General features: G+C 68.7%; 1 protein-coding gene (running past one end of the window). It reads left to right on the top strand.

Going from position 1 to position 23,321, the window contains the following annotated elements:
- Positions 1-23,255, top strand: partial view of an Ig-like domain-containing protein gene (locus FHW84_RS12875; protein ID WP_167256101.1) — the 3' portion only. The gene continues 15,157 nt to the left of window position 1, outside the view; 23,255 of the gene's 38,412 nt are visible here — the last part of the coding sequence; its start codon lies beyond the left edge, outside the window; the stop codon is at positions 23,253-23,255.
- Positions 23,256-23,321: the final 66 nt, after the last annotated feature.

Here is a 23,321-nt window from a genome sequence, read left to right on the forward strand (position 1 = left end):
GCCACTGGCGCGACAAGGTCTACCTGTCGCACGACGGCACGCTCAGCGGCGACGACCAGCTGGTCGGCACCTTCGACAACGGCAGCGCGCTGGCGCCGACCCAGAGCTATTCCAACATCACCGGCAGCATCAGCATCCCGATCCGCTTCCCGGGCGATGCCTACCTGATCGTGGTGGCCGACGCCGACAACAACGTCGACGAGTATCCCAGCGACGGCAACAACGCCAAGGCGGTGCATTTCTACATCGACCCGGTGCCGTTCTCCGACCTGGTCACCAGCGGCGTGACCGCGCCGGACCAGGCCGTGCACGGCGGCACCATCGACGTGCGCTACAAGGTCAGCAACCTCGGCAGCGCCACCACGCGCGGCCTTACCGCCGACGTCAACAGCTGGACCGACACCGTGTGGCTGGCCAAGGATCCCAAGCGTCCGGGCGCCAACAAGGGCGACGTGCTGCTGGGCTCGATGGTGCACACCGGCAATCTCGCCGTGGGCGAGGACTACCTCGGCGACATGCAGGTCGCCATCCCGGATGGCACGCTCAGCGGCCAGTACTACATCACCGTCTGGACCAACACCTACGGCACCATCCTGGAAGACACGCTGGCGTCCAACATCAACCAGGACGACGCCACCCAGATCGACAACAACGACTACAAGGGCCGCCCGATCAGCGTGCTGGGCATCACCCCGCCCGACCTGGTGGTGACCCAGGTCAACGCGCCGGCCAGCATCGACGCCGGCGGCCCGGTCAGCTTCAGCTACACCGTGCAGAACCAGGGCGACCTGTTCACCGGCGGCTGGACCGACACCATCTACGTGGCCGACAACGCGGACCTGAGCAAGGCCACCCGCATCTGGACCATCGGCAGCTACACGCAGAGCCGCACGCTCAACAACGGCGAGAAGTACACGGTCAACCAGACCGTGCAGCTGGCGCCGGACATCGTCGGCAGCTACATCATCGTCAAGACCGACGCGCTCAGCCAGGTGCGCGAACTCAACGAAGCCAACAACGCCACGCCTTTCGCCGCGGCGGTGATTCCGCACCCGGCCGACCTGCAGGTGACCGCGGTGCAGGTGCAGCCGCAGAACTACTCCGGCGAGCTGACCCCGATCAGCTGGACCGTCACCAACTTCGGCCAGTCCGTATGGCCGGGCACCGTCAGCTGGCAGGACTCGGTCTTCATCAGCACCGACCCGACCTTCATCCCCAGCCGCGCGATCGCCCTGGGCAAGTTCGAACACCAGAACACCAACGGCCTGGCCGCCGGCGCCAGCTACACCACCACCGCCAACGTGGCGCTGCCGCCGGGCACCAACGGGCGCTACTACATCTACGTCATCACCGACAGCGCGCGTCCGGACAGCTCCGGCCTGCCGCCGCGCGCCGCCGACGAACTGCTCGGCGGCGGCGAAAACACCTGGGGGCTCAACCTCTACGCCAGCTCGGTCTACGAAGGCAGCGCCAACAACAACAACGTGGGCAGCAGCCCGCTGGACATCACCTATCGCGAAGCCGACCTGCAGATCGACAGCATCCAGGTCTCCAACCCGGCGCCGAAGTCCGGCGACCAGATCACCGTCACCTGGGTGGTGACCAACCGCGGCAATCGCGCCACCCGCGTGAGCAGCTGGAACGACGGCGTGTACCTGTCCAACGACAGCTCGCTCGATCCCACCGACTACCCGCTGGTGGAAGGCTCGCTGTACAGCAACCCTGGCCGCGTGCAGCCGGTTTCCCTGCTTGACGCCAACGGCAAGCCGCGCTTCCTGCAGCCGGGCGAGTCGTACACGATGTCGGCCACGTTCCACCTGCCGCAGTCGATCAGCGGCAACTACAACGTCATCGTCAAGACCGACACCGCCACCACCAAGGACTGGTACTACAGCGAGCCCAGCTCGATCCGCGACGGCCTGGACGTGGTCACCGGCAACGGCCCGGGCGCCGTGCTGGAGTTCCAGAACGAGGGCAACAACGTTTCCTCGATCGCGCTGCCGATCACCCTGGCCACGCCGCCGGACCTGCAGGTGAGCCTGGTCAGCGCGCCGGCCTCGGTGGTGGCCGGCCAGAGCTTCAGCGTCGACTACCACGTGACCAACGCCGGCGGCGACACGCCCAGCGACCAGGGCCAGTGGAACGACCTGATCTATCTCTCGCGCGACCGCTTCCTGGACGTCAACCAGGACCGCTACCTCGGCTACCTCGGCCACAGCGGCGGCCTCGCCGCGGGCGGCGGCTACGACGGCCACTTCTCGGTGACCGCGCCGCGCGACCTGGACGGCCCGTACTACGTGTTCGTGATCACCGATCCGGCGCGCGCGTTCGGCGCCGGCCCGTACGGCCAGGTGCTGGAATTCGGCAACGACCAGAACAACGCCACCGCCGCGCCGCAGCCGATGCTGGTGCAGACGCCGCCGCCGGCGGACCTGAAGGTCACCGACGTGACCGTGCCGCCGCAGGCGCAGGTGGGCGATACCGTCACCGTCAACTACACCATCGTCAACGACTCCACCAATCCGGCCTACGGCCAGTGGACCGACGCGATCTATCTGTCGATGGACAACGTGTGGGGCCTGGACGACATCCTGCTGGGCAAAGTCACGCACAGCGGCGACCTGGCCGGCGGCGCCAGCTACAGCGGCAAGCTCACCGCGCAGCTGCCGCCGCTGAAGGACGGCCACTGGCGCATCATCGTGCGTCCGGACCTGTACAACGAGGTCTACGAAGGCGGCATCAGCTACGGCCCGAACGGCCTGGTGATGGCGCCGGGCGAGGCCAACAACCTCACCGCCTCGGCCGCCACCATCCAGACCCAGGTGCCGCCGCTGGCCATCGCCAGCCCGCTGCAGACCACGCTGTCCAGCGGCGACGTGCAGCTGTACAAGGTGACCGTCGCGGCCGGCCAGACCCTGCGCGTGATGCTCGACTCGATGGCCGCCAGCGGCGACAACGAGCTGTACATCCGCTATGGCGACATCCCGACCACCTACGCCTACGACGCGGCCTACAGCAATCCGTCCGCGGCCGACCAGCAGGCGCTGATCCCCAGCACGCTGGCCGGCGACTACTACATCCTGGTGCGCTCGCGCAGCGGCAACGCGGTGCCGGCGACCCTGCGCGCCGACCTGCTGCCGCTGTCGATCACCAGGATCACGCCGGACAACGGCGGCGTCAGCGACGACGACCACCGCTGGGTGACGCTGGACATCTACGGCTCGGCCTTCCAGGCCGGCGCGCTGGTGAAACTCAGCCGTCCAGGCGTCTATGAGGCCGAACCGGACCGCTGGCAGGTGCTGGACGCCACGCACATCCGGGCCATCTTCGACACGCGCAACTTCCCGCTGGGCCTGTACGACGTCAGCGTGATCAATCCGAACGGCCAGAGCGTCACCGAGGCGAACCGCTATCGGGTCGAGCGCGGCATCGAGGACGACGTCACCATCGGCATCGGCGGCCCGCGCAATCTCAACCCGGGCGACGGAGCGACCTACTCGGTCTCGCTGCAGAGCCTGACCAACGTCGACACCCCGTACGTGCGCTTCGACGTCGGCGCGGTGGAGATGGGCTACAACCAGTACCTGCTCGACGGCCTCAACCTGCCCTACGCGATCTTCGGCTCCAATGTCGGCGGCTCGCCGTTCGGCAACGTCAGCGGCTCGCCCGCCAACAACCAGGCCTACGGCCAGACCGGCTCCACTCTGCCGCGCACCGATATCCCGTGGGCTGCGCTGGACGGTACGCTCAACACCGCCGGCTACAACCTGGCGCCGGGCTATGCCTTCGACGTGGCCGCGCACGGCTTCGTCGGCATGAGCTTCCGCCTGCAGACCTATCCGGGCCTCACCGCCTGGATCAACCGCGACTTCGCCGGCCTGCGCGACGCGCTGTACGCCACCCATCCGGACTGGAAGGCGCAGGGCATCCTCGATGCCGGCGTCAGCGGCCTGGACAAGATTTCGCAAGGCTTGACCGCGCGCTTCCTGTCCACCGACCCCGAAGACATCATCTACAAGATCGAAGCGCTGTCCGAGTCGTTCCAGCTGAACGTGGTAGCCGCCGCCACCGCGCTCACCCGCGACGAGTTCATCGCCGAGCAGACCGCGTACGCACTGAAGCTGCGCACCGCCGTGCTGGCCGACCCCGGCGCGCCGAGCAACCTGGCCACGCTCGCCGCCGACGCCTCGCAGTGGGTGAACGGCTGGCTGGCCGCGCTGGAAAGCGCCGGCATGCTGCTGCCAGCCGACCAGGCGCCGCCGATCACCACCAATCCGCAGGTGGTCAGCCTCAACGCCACGCTCGCCGCCGGCATTCTGATGTCCAAGGGCGGCGACAGCTACCGCACCCAGGCAGACCTCCTCGGCTTCTTCGCCAAGGTGCAGCAGTGGTACGGCGATACGTCCACCTATGCCGGCGATCCGAATGCCGCCAAGGGGCCGATCGACCACTACGAAACGCGCACCGACGACGACGGCGACGAGATCGAAGTGCCGGTGCCCGCCCTGGCCGATCCGGCCGACTACGACCAGCACGCCGGCCGCACGCTGCAGTTCGAGAACTTCCAGATCTTCGTCGGCAGCCAGGCCGAGCTGGAATACCTGCGCGCGCAGGGCCTGCTCGACGACAAGTTCAATCCGCTGCCGGGCAAGAGCCTCAACCTCACGCAGTACCTGCAGCTGGTTGCGCAGCAGGCCGGCGCCACCAATGCGGCGATCAGCGTGCAGGGTCCGCAGGGCCAGGCCGTGGCCGCCGATGGCAGCGTGTACGTGCCCGCGGCCACGCCGCTGCCGTATACCTTCGCCTTCAGCAATCCGACCGGCCAGGGCGTGGGCCAGATCCGCATCGTGTCGCCGCTGGATGCGGACCTCGATCCGCGTTCGGTGCGCCTGGGCGACCTGAAGATCGGCGACATCAACATCCACATTCCCGCCGACCGCGCCAACTTCCAGGGCGACTTCGACTTCACCGGCAGCAAGGGCTACATCCTGCGCGTCAGCGCGGGCGTCGACGCCGAGACCGGCATCGCCACCTGGCTGCTGCAGGCGATCGATCCGATCACCGGCGAAGCGATGCAGGACGCCAGCCGCGGCCTGCTCGCCGGCAGCAACGCCGGCGGCTTCGTCAGCTTCACCGTGGCCGCCGCGCCGGGTGCGGCTTCCGGCGCGAAGATCGCCATGCAGGCGCGCGTGTTCTTCGACGACACGCCGCCGATCGACAGCGCCACGCTCAACGTCACGCTGGACGCCAAGGCGCCCGGCACCACGGTCGCCGTCACCTCGCTGGGCAACAACGCCCAGGGTGCGCCGACCTACGACGTGAAGTGGAACGCGCAGGACGATGCCAGCGGCATCCGCTTCGTCACGGTCTACGTCGCCACCAACGGCGGCGACTTCAAGATCTGGCAGCGCCAGGTCGCCGCGGGCACGAACGAGGCGGTGTTCACCGGCGAAGCCGGCAACCACTACGAGTTCCTCGCCGTGGCCACGGATCTGGCCGGCAACCGCGAGGCGGCTTCGGTCAGCAATGCGGTGCTGCCGGACGACGGCGCGCGCCAGCAGGTGCTCGACGGCCTGGGCGTCACCCCGGGCGTGGACCAGACCGCGCAGGTGCCGCAGGCGCCGCAGGACCGCGACTACCCGAGCAATCCGCTGTTCCAGCAGGCCACGCAGATGCTGCCGGGCGCGGTGGCCGGCGTGAATGCCGGCGATCTGAAGAACGTGCTGGCGCCGTTCGCCGTGCGCGGTTTCGCCGACGGCTTCGCCACCGGCGCGGCCGATATCGGCGCGATGGCGATGGTGCAATTGCCGGATCAGTCGATCCTGGTCAGCGCCGGCCAGCAGCGCAACGAGGTGTACCGCTACGGCAAGGACGGCGGCCACGGCACCACGCCGCTGTTCGTGCTCGACCAGCCCGTGCTCGACATGGCGGTGGACGCGTACGGCCAGCTGTGGGTGATGACCGGCAACGAACTGCTGCAGGTGGACGCCGGCAGCGGCGCCATCGTGCGCCGCATGCAGGGCCCCAGCCAGCAGCCGCTGACGCATGCGCTGGCGATCCAGCCCGGCACCGGCGACATCTATGTCTCCGACGGCGCCGGCATCGAGGTGTTCCACCCGAACCAGGCCGACCCGAACAAGGCCTGGCAGCACTTCAGCAACACCCGCGTGGGCGACCTCGCGTTCGGTCCGGACGGCCGCCTGTGGGGCGTGCGCTGGACCGGCAGCGACATCACCGCGGCGGACCCCAATGGCACCACCGACATCGTCAGCTTCCCGATGAGCGGCATCACGCTGGGCCGCGCCGAGCTGGAATACCGTATCAAGGGCGTGGTCGACAGCATCGCCTTCGGCGCACCCGGCTCGCTGCTCGACGGCATGCTGGTCGCTTCCGGCGCGCTGCCGCAGCACGTGCAGGTGGCCGGCGTAGCCGACACCACCAGCGGCTCCTCGGTGTGGACCATCGAACTGGCCACCCGCCGCGTGCTGCAGCTGGCCGGCGGAGGCACCCAGGGCGAGGCGATCCTCACCACCGCCGACGGCCGCATCCTGGTCGCCGAAACCCACCACATCGACGAGATCGCCCCGGCGCGCGCGCCGAGGGTGATCGCCACCAGCGTGCCGGACGGCGCGCTGATCCCGCTGCCGGTGGGGCAGATCGCGGTGCAGTTCGACCAGGACATGTGGCTGGGCACGGATGCGCAGTCGGCGCTGAGCGACGCGTCGAGCGTGCTCGATGCGGACAACTTCCAGCTGATCGGCGCCACCACCGTCACGCCGCACAGCGTGCGCTGGGATGCCGCTACGCACACGGCTTACCTCGATGTCTCCGGCCTGCCCGCCGGCCACTGGCAGCTCACCATCAGCGGCAATCTGCGCAGCGCCGCACAGCTGCGCATCGGGCAGGACACCGTCAGCGGCTTCACCGCGCTGCTGGACATGAGCACGCAGGTGCAGCTCACCTTCAGCAACACACGCTCCGACCAGAGCACCGGCGCGGTCAGCTACGACGTCAGCCTGAAGAACATAGGCACGGACGACCTGCATGGCCCGCTGATGCTGCTGCTCGATCCGGGGGCGTATTTCGGCATGAACATCGGTGGCGCGACGCAGGGTACGGGCGATCAGTCCGACCTGTGGGTGCTGGATCTGACCAGCGCGCTGCAGGCGCTGGGCGGCAAGCTGGCGGTAGGCGCCACGCTCGCCAACCAGACCATCAGCGTGGTGCCGGCCAGCCACTTCGGCGGCGGCCTGGCGGACCTGGCGAAGTTCAACCTGGGGCATGGTGTGTATGCGGTGCCGCAGGCGAATCTGCCGCCCAGCATGGCGATCTCCAGCAGCGGAGTGGTCGTCGCCGCCGATCCGGCCGGAGACACCGGCGACGATGCGGGCGACAACGTGGGCGATCCGTCCGGCCTGGTACCGGATCCGTCCACCGATACCTTCCAGCCGGCCATCATCGGCCAGCCGTGGAGCGCGCAGATCGAAGCCAGCGACAGCGACGGCACCTCGTTCTTCTGGCAGCTGGTGCAAGGCCCTGCCGGCCTGACGATGACGCCGCCCGACGGCTACAGCGCCAGCGCCGACGGCGTCTACCGCTCGACGGCCACGCTGAACTGGACGCCGGGCATCGGCGCCTCCGCCGACAACCTGGTGGTGCTGCGCGTGCAGGACAGCCGCGGCGGCGTCGCCCTGCGCACCTTCCACCTGCCGGTCACCGGCGGCAACCGCGCACCGGTACTCGCACCGCAGGACACGGTGAGCCTGAGCGAAGGCCAGTCGCTGACGCTGCCGCTGATCGCCGCGGACGCCGACGGCGACGCGCTCACATTCAGCATCAGCAACCTGCCACCGGGCGCTTCGTTCGATGCGCGCAACGGCACGCTCAACTGGACGCCGTCGTACAACCAGGCCGGCACGTATCACGTGATCGTCCGCGCCAGCGACGGCAGGCTCACCAGCAGCGAAGGCTTCGACATCGTCGTCAACCAGGCCTGGACCGCGCCGGTGCTCGGCGCCGTGGCGAACCAGGTGCTGCGCGAGGGCGACAGCTTCGGACTGCAGCTGCCCGGCAGCCTGCCCGGCGGCCTGCAGCTGGCCGACGGCACCAGCGCGACGCTGAGCTACAGCGCACCCAACCTGCCGGCCGGGATGACGCTCAATCGCGACACCGGCTGGCTGAGCTGGACGCCGGACTACAACCAGCACGGCAACTACGACGTGCTGGTGGTGCTGACCGCCACCTACGACCTGCCCAGCGGCGAGCAGACCGTCACCTCGGTGCAGCAGACGCTGCACTTGAACGTGCTCAATGCGAACGGCGCGCCGCGCTTCGACGGCAACCTGGGCGACGCCTGGAACATCCTCGAAGGCCAGCCGCTCAGCATCAGCGTGTTCGCATTCGATCCCGATAACCCGGGCTTCCTGCCGAAGGCGCGCCTGGGCGACGACGGCCAGTCCGCGGACCAGGGCTCCGCCGCACCCGCCAGCGTGAGCTACCAGGTGCTGGGGCTGCCGCGCGGCGCCACCTTCGACCCGGATACGCTGCAGATCAACTGGACGCCAGGCTACGACCAGAGCGGCAGCTACCAGGTCACGGTGATCGCTACCGACAACGGCGACGGCACCGGCACGCCGGCGGTCGCCCAGGTGGTGATCCCGATCGTGGTGGCCAACACCAACCGCGCCCCGGTGATCGCCCCGATCGCCAACGCCACCATCGACAAGGGCGGCTCGCTGGACATTCCGGTGGACATCGTCGACGTCGACGGCGACCCGATCACCGTGGCGATCAACGGCCTGCCGCGCTTCGCCACCTACACCCAGAATCCGTCCAGCGACAACGGCCACGTGACGGGCACCATCCACCTAGCCCCGGGCGACAACGACCGCGGCGACTACACCATCACCGTCGCCGCGCACGACAACGGCAATGGCGATCCGAATCGCGTGATGGCGCAGGCCGTCAGCTTCGTGGTCACCGCGCGCGCCGTCACCGAGCCGCCGGTGTTCAACCTGCCGCAGCAGATCGTAGCGGTGGCCGGCCAGCCGATCAGCCTGCCCATCGCGATCAGCGACGCCGACCAGGATGCGCTGCACCTGAGCGCAAGCGGCCTGCCGCAGGGTGCGCAGTTCAGCCAGCAGGTGCAGTACGGCCAAACGCTGCTGACCTGGACGCCCACCGCCGACGACGTCGGTCCGCACGACATCGTGCTGACCGTCACCGACAGCGGCCTGCCGCCGCAGGACCAGGGCTACACCAACCCCGCCAACCCGGTGCCGAACGTGGTCAGCCACACCATCCGCATCGTGGTGCGCGCGGCCGACACGCCACCGCAGCTGCTGGGCCTGCGTCTCAACGGCAACGCCGTGGCCGACAGCGGCGACGTGACGACGCCGGTGGTGCTGAGCGCCAGCGAAGGCGCACCGCTCACGCTGGACCTGTTCGCGGGCGACGCCGACGCCGACCTGATCAACTGGACCGCCAGCGGCCTGCCGCAAGGCATGCTGCTGAACATTCCCGCCGCCAACAACGGCGGCCAGGCCACGCTGAGCTGGGCGCCGGGGATGTTCGCCGCGCAGAGCGACAACCTCAACGGCAGCAGCCCCGGCACCTACCGCTTCAGCGTCACCGGCAGCGATGGCGCGGCCAGCTTCACGCGTAACTTTGAAGTGCACGTCGCCAACGTGAACCAGGCGCCGCAGATCCTGCCGATGCCCATGCAGCTGGTGAACGAAGGCGACACGCTGTCGTTCAACCTGCGCGCGATCGACGCCGACGGCGATCCCACCCACCTGAGCCTGATCTACGACGACAGCACCCCGGCCGGCGTGGCCTTCGACAACGTCACCGGCCATTTCGAATGGACGCCGGGCTACGGCGTGGTCGACAACGCCGTGGCGGGGAACCGCAACTTCAGCTTCACCTTCAAGGTCACCGACGGCAGCCTGGTCACCACCCAGACCGTGCAGGTGCGCGTGTTCGACGTGAACCGTGCGCCGACGCTCGCCGTCAGCAGCCACGCCGTGACGGTGGGCCAGACCGTGAGCCTGCCCGTGCAGCTCGGCGGCGCCGACAACCAGCAGGGCATCTACGCCAGCGATCCGGATGGCAGCGTGCAGACGCAGGGCCTGAGCGTCAGCTTCAGGGGCCTGCCGGAAGGCGCCAGCTACGACGCGCAGACGATGCGCCTGAACTGGACGCCCGGTCCTGGCCAGGTCGGCGACTTCGTGGTCACCGCGCAGGTCAGCGACGGCCATGCCACGGTGCAGAAGACCTTCACCCTGCGCGTGGTCGCCGATGCTTCGGCCAATGCGCCCAATGTGCTGATCGACAGCGTGCCGAGCACGCCGGCCCTGCCCGGCCAGACCGTGCTGGTCACGGTGCGCGCCAGCGGCTTCAGCGCGATCACCGGCGTGCAGGTGCAGGTGCGCGGCACCGGCCTGGGCAGCGACCAGTGGCAGACCGTGACGCTGGACAGCAGCGGCCGCCTGCACCTGCAGGCGACCCACCCCGGCATCATCGAAGTGCGCGCCACCGCCACCGACGCGGATGGCTTCGTCGGCACCCGCGACAGCCAGCTGCTGATCCGCGACCCGGCCGACACGCAGGCTCCGCTGCTGAGCTGGAGCGGCCTGCTCGCCGGCGCCGATGCGACCGGCCGTCCGCTCGAGCTCACCGGCCCGGCGGCGCTCCAGGCCACGTTGCAGGACCTGCAGCTGACGGGCTACCGCCTGCAGATCGCCGCCGCCGGCAGCGACAGCTGGCAGACGCTGGGCAGCCAGTCCTTCGGCGCGGTCGATACCTCGCTGTCGGCGACGCTGGCCACCCTGGATCCGGCGCAGTTCGCCAATGGCGTGTATCGCCTGCGGCTGACCGCGTGGGACCTGGCCGGCCGCACCAGCGAGCTGGACACGCAGCTCATCGTCAACACCGAACAGAAGAGCTTCGACCAGCAACGCGCCGCCGATGTGGTGTTCCAGCTCGGCGGACACGCCGTGGCGATCGACCGCAGCGTCGCCGCGCAAGGCGGCGCCGACTTCGGCAACTGGACGCTGGACGGCTTCGACCTGCACCTGACCACCGACCAGCCGGCCACCACGTCCACCGGCGCAACCGCGGCGTGGACCGTGGGCAGCCACGTGTGGCTGCAGGTTCCGGGCAGCCTGGGCGACCCCAGCGCGCCCACGCGCTATCTCAGCTTCACCCTGGGCACCACGGGCAGCGCCTTGCCCGGCGGCCCCGGCGCACCGGTGGTGTACAGCGCCGGCTTCGGCGCCGACCAGGGCTGGCAGCTGGCGGCGGTCGACGGCGATGCGCTGCAGCGCCAGGGCACGCATCTCTACAACCAGCTCACCGGCCTGCCCTGGGTGCCCGACGGCTATGTGCTGACCGCGCCCGACGGCACCAGCTACAGCCTGGATGCCAGCGGCAAGCTCACTGGCGTGAACTTCGCCGATGGCAGGCAATGGCTGGTCTCCGATGCCGGCATCGCACTGGTCGGCGGCAGCGATGCCGACCGCGTGAGCATCGTGCGCGATGCGCAGGGCCGCATCGTACGCATCGCCGGCCCGCTCGGCGGCGCCGGCGGCCAGCGCACCATGGTCTATGCGTACGACGAGCAGAACCGCCTGGTGCTGGCCCGCGCGCTCGACAGCACCGGCCTGGGCACGCCCTACGGCTACGGCGCCGACGGCAAGCCTTATGCCGACACCGTCGCGGCCAACCTCGGCACCGCTGCCAACTGGATGGGCAATGCCAACGCCAACCAGTGGAGCGGCGACCTGCAACCCGGCCAGTCCACCTCGCTGGCCTTCCAGATCCGCGACAGCGAGCTGGCCTCCACCGTCAAGGTGCCGGGTGCCGGCGGCGCGCTGATCGTGGCGGTGAGCGTGCAGTTCGACCAGGCGCAGTCCGACCTGCAGGTGATCGGCGGCGACGTGCTCGGCCAGACCCTGCTCAACGGCGTGCGCACCTTGCTGGTGCGCGTCACCGAAGCCGGCCTGAAACTGCTGCGCCTGAGCGGCAGCGGCCATGCCACCGTGCGCGTGTCCATCGCCGGCGATCTCAACGGCGACGGCCGCATCGATGGCGCCGACAGCGCGGCCTGGACGCAGGACGCCGCCAGCGGCAACCTCGGCGGCGACCTCAACGGCGACGGCATCGTCGACCAGAGCGACCGCCAGGTGCTTTACGCCAACTACGGCTGGCGCGCCAACCTGCCGCCGGTACCGGTGGCCAATCTGCCGGCCACGGTCACGCACACCGACCTGCCGACCAGCATCGCGCTGGCCGCGGTGGCGCAGGACTACGAAGGCGACGCGCTGTTCTGGCGCGTGCTGAGCGCCACCCACGGCACGGCCACGCTGAGCAGCGACGGACGCTCGGTGATCTTCGTGCCGGAAGCCGGCTACAGCGGCCCGGCGAGCATCTTCGTCGGCGCCGACGACGGTTTCGGCAGCAGTGCGCCGATCCAGCTCAACGTGCAGGTCAGCGCGGCGCGCCTGACCGCGATCCACCTGCAGCCGGCCGGCCTGCTCGAACCGGGCCAGGCCTATGCGATCAAGGCCACGGTGGACTTCGAGGACCAGCTCGGCGTGGATGTGAGCACGGCGCTCGGCTACCTCAACCTGTCGCTGGCCGACCTGGCCGCGCTGGGCGCGACCTCGCCCGCGGCGGTGACCCTTGATGCGGCGCGCGGCCTGCTGATCTGCAACGGCTCCGGTCCTGCCCTGCTGCAGGCCAGCCACCAGGATGCCGACGGCCATGTGGTGCGCACCGAACAAGCCATCAACGTCGATTACCTGCAGGACGACAGCGGCAGCAACTCCGGCGGCGACACCGATACCGACGATGGCGACGACGCGGCGGCCGCCCCGGGCGGCCCCGCGATCCTGATCCCGGACGTCTATCCGGACACCATCTCGCTGCAGGCCGACGGCACGCGCCAGCTCAAGGTGCACGTCAGCAATCCCGATACCGGCGTGACCATCGATGCCAACCAGCCGCTGCCGCCCGGCTGCGCGCTGCTGTATCTCTCCGGTGACGACAACATCGCCACGGTCAGCGCCTCCGGCCTGATCACCGCGCAGCATCCGGGCGTGGTGACCATCAGCGTGGTCTACCTGCGCAGCGAAACCGACATCTTCGGCAACATCGTCAACCAGACCATCGGCCAGCGCGACATCGTGCTGCACGTGGACGTGGCGCAGGTGGTCGACAGCGACGCTGGCACGCCCGCGCCGCAGAGCGTGCAGGTCCACAAAGACGAAGGTGCCGTGGTGGCCGCCGCCACCGGCGAGACGGTGATGATCGGCGCGGGCGTGCTCGCGGCCGATACGGCCGTGTCGATCCAGCGCATCGACCTTGCCTCGCTGCAGGCCGCCACCGGCATGGCCGCGCCGGCGCCCTCGGTGCTGCAGGCGCTGGGTGCGTTCCACCTGGACATCGGCCAGGCCGCCAGCCAGTACCCCTTGCAGATGGCCATTCCCGTGCAGGGCAGCGGCATCGCCCAGCCGGGCGACGAAGTGCTGTTCCTGCGCCGCGGCACCGTGATGGCGCCGGACGGCACCATGCACGACACCTGGTGGCTGGTCGACAACGGCTACGTCGGCGCCGACGGCGTCGCGCGCACGGCGAGTCCGCCGTACGACGGCCTGCAGGCTTCCGGCGACTACGTGGTGTGCCGCCGCCTGCCGGGCGTGATCGGCAGCATGTTCGAGCTTGGCGTCGGCGCCGGTGACTGGGCCACGTTCGGCGGGCTGGGCGTGAGCCTGGCAGGCGGCCTGATGGGCGCGGACATCACCTCGGAGATGATCGGCATCCTCGCCAGCGCGGCCACCGGCTTCACCGCCGGCAGCTACCACTTCGGCGTGCCGCAGTTCGCCGACATCCCGCTGCCGCAGCTGGATCCGGGCCAGAACTACTCGCTCGACGTCAGCGCCCTGCTGCCGCCGGCACCGACGGTGGCGGGCAACATCGTGCTGCCGAACATCACCGACATCTCCTACGACACCGGCGCGCAGAAGCTGCACGTCGATCTCGACAACAGCAACCCGGGCGACTTCAAGGGCGACATCGTCGTGCGCGTGCTGTTCCCCGACGGCAGCCACCGCGACATCCAGACCCTGGCCGGCGACGCCAACGGCGACGTGGCCATCGACGTGCCTGCAGGCATCGCCATCGGCAGCGTGCGCTGGCAGCTGGTGCGGCGCATCCCGAACCAGAGCATGGACGGCTCCGGCAACCTCACCGGCACACCGCCGCTGGAGTACGCCGGCAACATCGCCGCGGTGGTGCTCAAACCCGACATGGGCGCCGTGCTGACCCGCACCGGCGTGCAGTTCATCCAGGAGAACCACGTCGTCGGCGAAACCAACCTGCTGGACATGCTGGGCACGCCGAACGATTTCGACGGCACCTACCTGACCGGCACCAAGGTCAACCCGATCGCCTTCTCCGGTGACCTCAGCCGCTGCTACGTGGGCGGCAACGGGGTGATCTACGTGATCGACATGGTCAGCTTCCGCCTGATCGACACCATCAGCACCGGCGACGGCAAGAACATCACCAGCCTGGTGGCGGTCGGCAACGTGCTGATCGTCGGCGAAGGCAACGGCTATGGCGTCGGGGCCGGCAACAACCGCCTGCTCGCCATGGACATCGACCCGGGCAGCCATTCGTACAACGTGCCGGTTTCGATCAAGGGCACCGGCATCGAGGACTCCACCTACGGCGTCACCGGCATGGCGCTGGGCGCGGACAAGAAGACCCTGGTGGTGGCCGTGCCGCGCAATCCCAACAGCGTGATGCTGGGCAATCCGAGCAAGCGCGGCGACGTGCTGATCCTCGACCTGAGCAAGCTGGACTTCGCCACCGGCGAGATCGCCGCGCCGGTCGTCGCCCTGCTTCCCGGCGACGGCTTGAGCGGCAAGGCGCCGCAGATCGTCTCGGCCACGCCGGACCCGGACCGCTACCTGGTCTCCAACGTGGCCGACTACGACCGCGGCCTGTCCACCCTCACGCTCACCCGCGACGCGGACGGCAACGTGGTCAGCGCGACCATGTCGGCCATCGACATGTCGCAGCCCACCAATGCAATCCAGATCGACCGCACCAACATCCAGCGCGCGCAGAGCGCAGTGCTGGTCGAGCAGGACGGCGTGGAGTACGCGATCGTCGCGGACGACAACTACAACTTCAACGACCCGTACTGGAAGGCGATGTTCGAGGCGCCGGACTTCCTGTTCCCGCCGTTCGGCCCGCCGATCGCCGTGGGCGGCAGCGCCAGCGCGAAAAAGGTGGCGGTCGGCGGCAAGCTCGGCATCGTCAAGGACCCCTTCGGCAAGCTCGGCACGCCGCAGTACCTGGGCGCGACCCTGCCGCTGGACGGCTACGGCATCATCAACCTCACTGTGTCCGAGGACGGCCGCGTGCTGGTGGGCCAGCTCAAGGGCGGCTTCGGCACGGTCGACCAGAACCAGCAGAACCCGAACCAGAACGCCGCATGGAACGTGGCGGAACTGATCCAGGCCGCGCTGGCGATGCCCGACGGCCAGGGCGACAGCAAGCACATTCCGCTCCCGGGCGATGCCCAGCAGCAGATCCCGCCGCCCTCGGGCGGCTCGGCCAGCGCGCCGGCCGGCGCCTGGTTCGACGATGGCCCGCTGCACGTTTCCACCTCCGGCGACATGGGCGACGTCATCCAGGTCGACGTGCGCGACCTGGTGGCGAGGCAGTTGCTGATCAGCGCGGGCACACTGGCGGCCAACCTGCTCAACCTGCCGTTCACCAGCCTGCCGCCAGCCGCGCAGGCCGCGGTCACCGCGCAGATGGCCAAGCTCGGCGGCTTCGACCTGTTGCCGAACGAAGCGCAGACCTTCTCGGTGCCCGCCTCCGGCACCAACAGCAAGGCGCTGAACTTGATCACCCAGGCCGGCCCCAAGAAGAAGGGTTCGCTGGCGACGCTGGACGTGGTGTCGCGCGACGCCAACGGCCAGCCGGTCTCGTTCAAGGACCAGGGCACGCTGTTCCTGGTGCCGAACCTGACCCAGGCCGACGAGGATGCACTGCGTGCCGGCCATACGGTGGGCGCCAAGAGCATCGACGACCTCGCCGTGATCTTCTACGTGGAAGTCACCGGCGCCGACGGCAAGGTCACCAAGGAACAGCGCAGCGTGGTGCTGAAGGTCACCGCCAACGACTACACCAAGGCCTCCGGCACGGTGCTGTTCGGCGACCGCCCCGCGTCCGATCCGGGCTATAGCGCGATCCACCTGAGCGGCGCGGTGGGCATCGGCCAGAAGAACGACATCGTCGACGTCTACCGCATCGAGCAGCGCCTGAAGTACCTGGGCTATCCGGCGCTGGGCCTGACCACCGCGAGCGCGGACGCGCTGCAGGACTTCAAGGTCGACGGCAAGTTCGGCGAAGCCGAAGCACGCGCGCTGTCGCTGTTCGAGGAGGTCACCGCCGGCACCGCCAGCTCCTTCTCGTACTCGAAGAACGCCTCCATCAACAACGGCGCCGCGCTCGATTGGCTCAACGCCTACAACGCGCCGCACTGGATGCAGTTCTTCGCCAGGAGCGGCGACGGCTACGCGCAGACCAATGCCGACCTGCCCAACTGGAGGAACCTGCAGACCGATGCCGGCGGCGCCGTATTCGGCACCAGCTGGCTGTTCGACCTGATGGTCGCCTCGTCGCGCGCATCGGTGGGCGCCAAGGGCAACCAGCCGCTGCTGTTCGACGGTTCGGAACAGGCCAACCTGGTGACCGTCACGGTCGGCAAGAAGAACAACACCAGCACCAACCATCTGGGCGCCAACTTCAAGCTCGGCGTCGACAACCAGTACATCTCCGACAAGAAGACCTTCACCGAGACCGACAAGGACAAGAGCAACCAGACCATGGTGGCTGGCAACGACAAGGCCATCGATCTGACCGCCGCCCTGGTTACCTTGAAGACCACACCGGGTTTCGACCTGGCCGCCTTTACCGGCAATACCTGGAGCTACGGCAATGCAGCGGCGCTCACGGCGCTGCTGCCCAAGGTCAACAACACCAAGGGTGCCGACAACGAACAGGCTGCGCTAAGCGACTTCCTGTCGGTATACGGCACGACCCAGAACGAAGGCGCGGCCGGAGCCGGCAACCATGACGGCTCATGGGAGGAATTGAGCGGCTTGATCCACAACGGCAATGCCAGCCAGGCGGTGTCGTCGCTGTTCGGCGACGGCACGCAAGGCGGCGGCCTGATCAATGCGTCCAACGTAGGCCTGGGCGGCCTGGGCTGGTCGTGGCCGCTCACCGCCGAATCGCTGGCCCATGCGTTCAACCACTCGGTGGACAGCATGACGCCGTGGGTGAGCTCCATGAACAAGATGCTGACGGAGTTCCAGATCAATACGCCGGACCGGGCCGCTGCGTTCTTCGCCCAGGTCACGGCGGAGAGCGCCGGGCTGAGCCTGCTCATCGAAGATCCTGGTTACTCGGTGAGCTTTATCCTCAAAGCCTGGGGCAAGTACTTCCAGTACAGCGCGGCCAATGCAGCGGAATGCCCTAATCAGCCGGTGATTCCACCCAACGCCACCACCGCGCAGAAGGACGCGGCGATCAAAGCTGCCGAGCAGAAGAACATCGAGTACTTCAAGGCCCACCACACCGCCGATCCGCTGGACCTGCTCGACTGGGTCTATTCGACCGATAAGGGCAACGGCACATCCAAAGGCACCTATGCGCAGCAGACGGGACGCTTGTATCGAGGCCGCGGCGCGACCCAGCTGACCGGCTGGACTAACTATCACAACTTCGCCCTGTACATGCAGGCCAATCATCCGGATATCGCAAAGGCCCCGGGTGGCGGCGACTTCGTCACCGACTTCATGAAGGATCCGGGCAAGTACATGAACCTCGACTCGGAGAGTGGACGGTTCTTCCTGCTAGCGGCCGGCGGCTGGCATTGGGATGTGAACCATGTAAATGCGATCGCCGATCGCGGTGCCAGCGCCATCAACGACGTCACGCTGGCGATCAACCCTGGCTTTGCCGGCAACGCGGCCAAGCTTACCGAGCGCGCAACCATCTACGCCGCTGTCCGCAAGGCCATCTTCGAAGGCGGCAATTCGTACAGCAACATGCGCCTGCTGCTCGGCAAGCTGGGCATCACGACCAAGGTCAGCCAAGGCGGACAGAGCGACTTCACCATCCACCTGCGCCGCCCCGCGTCCGCACCGACGGCGATTGCTCCACGCCGCGACACCGCCGCCGCGCCGGCCGATGCGCCGAACGGCCCGGTGCAGTCCACCAGCACGCAAGCCGTGGGCACGTGGACCAGCAGCCAGGCCAGCACGGGCTCCACGCTGGACACGCTGGTGCAGCAGGCCGCCGCGGCGACCACCGTCGCCAGCCTCGATGCCGGCGCGCTGGGCGAGGAACAGGGCACGGCGATCGCGCTGGACGACGACGGCAACGGCTATGGCTGGTACATGGGTTCGATCGACGGCGCGGACGATTTCCTGCCGACGGCTGACCCCAATGTATGGATCGCCAAGGCCGGCAGCGCCGCCGACGGCAAGATGGACATGCTCAGCGTGCTGCTGCACGAATACGGCCACCTGCTCGGCTTCGAGCACAGCCCGGACGGCCGCGATTTCATGAACGCGACCCTGCAGCCGGGCGTACGCCGGCTGCCGACCCAGGCCGAACTGGCCGCCATGCTGCAACTGGCGGCGCAGTTGAAGTCAGCGCCAGCGAGTGCATCGAACGACAGCCACTACGACGTGGTCGTAGCGCCGTCCGGTTCGACGCCGTCCGCTTCGGCCACGCCGGCGGCGAACGCCGCCGGTCCCGCCCAGGCCTTGTCGGGCACGCTCGATGTCAACAACGGCTGGAGCAGCACGGGCAACGTCGCCATCGCCAACGGCACCGCGACCCTGGGCGAAAGCACCGGCACGCAGACGCGCATCAGCCAGAGCTTTATCGTCACGGCCGACGAGCAGTTCCTGCACTTCACCGTCAGCGGCGTGCAGCTGCAGAACCCGGGCGACATGCCCGAGGACGCCTTCGAAGCCGCCCTGCTCGATGCCACCACGGGCGCCTCGCTCGGCGGTGCGATCGGCCTGAGCGGTACCGCCTCGATGCTCAACCTGCAGGGCGACGGCAGCTCGTACCTCGGCCAGGGCGTCAGCTACGTCACCAACGCCGACGGCAGCCGCACCTACCTGGTCGACCTGCGTGGCATTGCCGCCGGCACCGCGGTGAACCTGTCGTTCGACCTGCTTGGCTTCGGCCCGGCGGGCAGCCACGTCACCGTCAGCGACGTGGCCCTGATGGGCCTGCCGCAGGCCAACGATGACCTGGTGCAAGGCCAGGAAGACAGCAGCGTCAACGTCAATGTGCTCGGCAACGACGTCAACGCCGCCGGCGCCACGCCCACCGTGGTCACCGGCCCGGCGCACGGCAAGCTCACCTTCAACGCCGACGGCAGCTTCACCTACGTGCCCGACGCGCTGTACTACGGCAACGACAGCTTCACCTACCTGCTCGACAACGGTAAGGCGCAGTCCAACCTCGCCACGGTCAACCTCGCCATCGCGCACGTGAACCATGCGCCAGGTGCGAACGACCTGACGGTGACGCTGCAGGAGGACGGCACGGCGATCGTCGACCTGCGTCCGTTGAGCTCGGACGTGGATGGCGACGCCCTCACCTACCGCATCGTCAACCAGCCGCAGCACGGCTCGCTGACGCAGAACGCCGACGGCACCTACACCTACACGCCGGGCGCGCTGTTCTACGGCGACGACAGCTTCACCTACGTCGCCAACGATGGCACCGCGGATTCGCCGGTGGCCACCGTCAGCCTGGTGGTGATCCACGTCAACCACGCGCCGATCGCCATCAACGCGCAGGTGCATACGCCGGAGGAACAGGCCTACAGCGGCCAGGTGCTGAGCTACGGCACCGACGTCGACGGCGATCCGCTCACCGCGGTGCTGGTCAGCGGCCCGCAGCACGGCAGCCTGCAGTTCAACGCCGACGGCAGCTTCACCTACACGCCGGACGCGCTGTACCGCGGTACCGACAGCTTTAGCTACCAGCTGAGCGACGGGCAGCTGAGCTCGGCGGTGGCGACGCTGACCTTCACCATGGATCCGGTGAACCACGCGCCGACCGTTGCCGACCTCAACGCCGTCGTGGCCGAGGAAGGCCTGCTGACGATCGATCCGCGCAGCGGCGCCAGCGACGTCGACGGCGATGCATTGAGCACGGTGATCGTCAGCGGCCCGCAGCACGGGACCCTTACCCGCCTGGCCGACGGCAGCTACCAGTACGTGCCGGATGCGCTGTACCGCGGCGACGACAGCTTCAGCTACAAGGTGAACGACGGCATGGTGGATTCGAACGTCGCCACGGTGAAGATCACCGTGACGCCGATCAACCACGCGCCGACCGCCGCCAATGCCGATGCCACCTTGCCGGAGGACGGCCGCCTGACGCTGGATCCGCGCAGCGATGCCAGCGACGTCGACGGCGATGCGCTCACCGCCGTCGTCGTCAGCGGCCCGACCCATGGCACGCTCACGCAGAACGCCGACGGCAGCTTCACCTACGTGCCGGACGCGCTGTACCGCGGCAGCGACAGCTTCAGCTACAAGGTCAACGACGGCAGCGCCGATTCCAACGTCGCCACCATCACCTTGACCGTGACGCCGGTGAACCATGCGCCCACGGCCCAGGACGGCAGCGCCACGGTGGCCGAGGACGGCGCCATCGTGCTCGACCCGCGCGGCAACGCCAGGGATGTCGACGGCGATCCGCTGTCGGTGGTGATCGTCAGCGGTCCGGTGCACGGCGCGCTGGTGCGCAATGCCGATGGCAGCTTCACCTACACCCCGGCCGCGTACTACGCCGGCGGCGACAGCTTCACCTACCAGGTGAACGACGGCACGGCCGATTCCAACGTGGCCACCATCGTGCTGACGGTGACGCCGGTGAATCACGCGCCGGTGGCGGTGAACGACACCGCCGCCACCGAACAGGGCGTGCCGGTGACCATCGACGTGCTGGCCAACGACAGCGACATCGACAACAGCACGGGCGTCAACGCCGGTTCCGGCCGCGCCGCCAACGCCGGCCTCACCGCGCGCATCGTCAGCCAGCCGGCCAACGGCACGCTTACCGTGAATGCGGATGGCACGCTGACCTACAAGCCGAACGCGGCCTTCAGCGGCACCGACAGCTTCAGCTATGTCGCCAACGATGGCGTGGTCGATTCGGCGCTTGCCTCGGTAACGATCACGGTGCGCGCCACCAACCATGCACCGGTCGCCAACGACGACACGTTCAACGGCAAGCAGGGCCAGCCGCTGAACTTCAACCCGCTGTCCAACGACACCGACGCCGATGGCGATGCGCTGTCGCTGGTGCTGGTGTCCGGCCCCGCGCACGGCACACTGACGCGCAATGCGGACGGCAGCCTGAGCTATGTCTCCAGCGGCAGCTGGACCGGCACCGACACGCTCACCTACCAGGCCAGCGACGGCAAGTCGCTGTCCAACGTGGCGACGGTGCGGCTGGTGGTGGCTTCCGCCAACCAGGCGCCGGTGGCGGCCAACGATACGGCACGCGTGCACAACAACCAGACCGCCAACATCCGGGTGCTTGCCAACGACACGGATGCGGACGGCGACGCGCTGAGCTCGCGCATGGTGGCGGGACCGAAGCACGGTACCGTGGTGCACAACGCCGACGGCAGCTTCAGCTACACCGCTGACTGCGGCTACACCGGCACCGACACGTTCACCTACGTGGCCAACGACGGCAAGGCCGATTCCAACCTTGCCACCGTCACCATCACGGTGCTCGGCCCGAACCTGCCGCCGCTGGCCTTCGACGACGGCGCCTGGGTCAACGAGAACGGAGCGGTGAAGATCGATCCGGTCGCCAACGACTGGGACATCAACGGCGACCCGCTCACCGCGCGCATCCTGTGCGGCCCCAGCCACGGCAGCCTGGCGCTCAACGCCGACGGCACCTACACCTACACGCCGGATGCGAACTGGTACGGCCTGGACGGCTTCACCTACGCCGCCAACGACGGCCAGTTCGATTCCAACCCGGCGATGGTGTGGATCCACGTGGCGCACGTGAACCAGGCACCGGTGGCCAACAACGATGCCGTGACCGCCCGCGCGGGCCAGGCCACGCGCATCGACGTACTGGCCAACGACAGCGACGTGGATGGTGACAGCCTGCATGCCACGCTCACCGCCACGCCGAAGCACGGCACGCTGACGCGTAACTGGGACGGCAGCTTCAGCTATACCGCGCAGGCGGCCTTCGTCGGCACCGATACGTTCGTGTACGTGGCCGACGACGGCCAGCTGAAGTCGGCTCCGGCCACCGTGACCATCACGGTGCTGGCGCCGAACCATGCGCCGGTGGCGCGCGACGACCAGGCCACGACGAACGCCGGCACGCCGGTGCGCATCGACCTGCTCGCCAACGACAGCGATGCCGACGGCGACAAGCTCGCCGCCCGCATCGTCTGCGGCCCCTGCCACGGCACGCTCAGCCTCAACCCGGACGGCAGCTACACCTACACGCCGAACAAGGGCTGGTACGGCACCGACAGCTTCAGCTACCGCGACAGCGACGGCACGGCCGACTCCAACACCGCCATGGTGTGCATCACGGTGGCGCCGGTGAACCACGCGCCCACCGCGCGCAACGCCAGCTTCCAGGTGCAGAAGGACGGCAGCGTGTGCATCGACTTCGGCTGCCTGATCGGCGACGTGGACGGCGACTGCCTGACGCTCACCCTGGGCAAGGCCGCGCACGGCACGCTGACGCGCAACTACGACGGCACCTACACGTACCGCCCGGCGCATGGCTATACCGGCACCGACGGCTTCGCGTACACGGTGAGCGACGGCAGGCTCAGCGCCACGGCGACGGTGAGCCTCAATGTGGTGGCCAATGGCGGTTGCTGGAACGGGCAAAGCGTGATGGTCGCCGCAAGTGCGCAAACCTACGGATGGTCGGCCGGCACCGGCGGCTATATCGTGGTCCTGCGCAGCGCCGCCGACAGCAGCGCGGCCCCGTCCATCGACTGGCAGGGCGACGCCAGCGCGGCGATCGGCAGCTCGGAGAACGTCGGCAGTGCCTGGTGGAACACCCTGGTGGCCGATCCGCTGCTGCCGCCGGACGATCTGGCGGCGCAGAGCGGCTTGTCGGTGAAGCGGGTGAACTGAGCGGCACAGGGGCGGGTCCAGGCCCGCCCCTGCGGCATCACTAAAGGAGAGGCCTCAGGGCCATGA

The sequence above is a fragment of the Dyella sp. SG562 genome (genome assembly GCF_011759495.1).
Lineage (GTDB): Bacteria > Pseudomonadota > Gammaproteobacteria > Xanthomonadales > Rhodanobacteraceae > Dyella_D > Dyella_D marensis.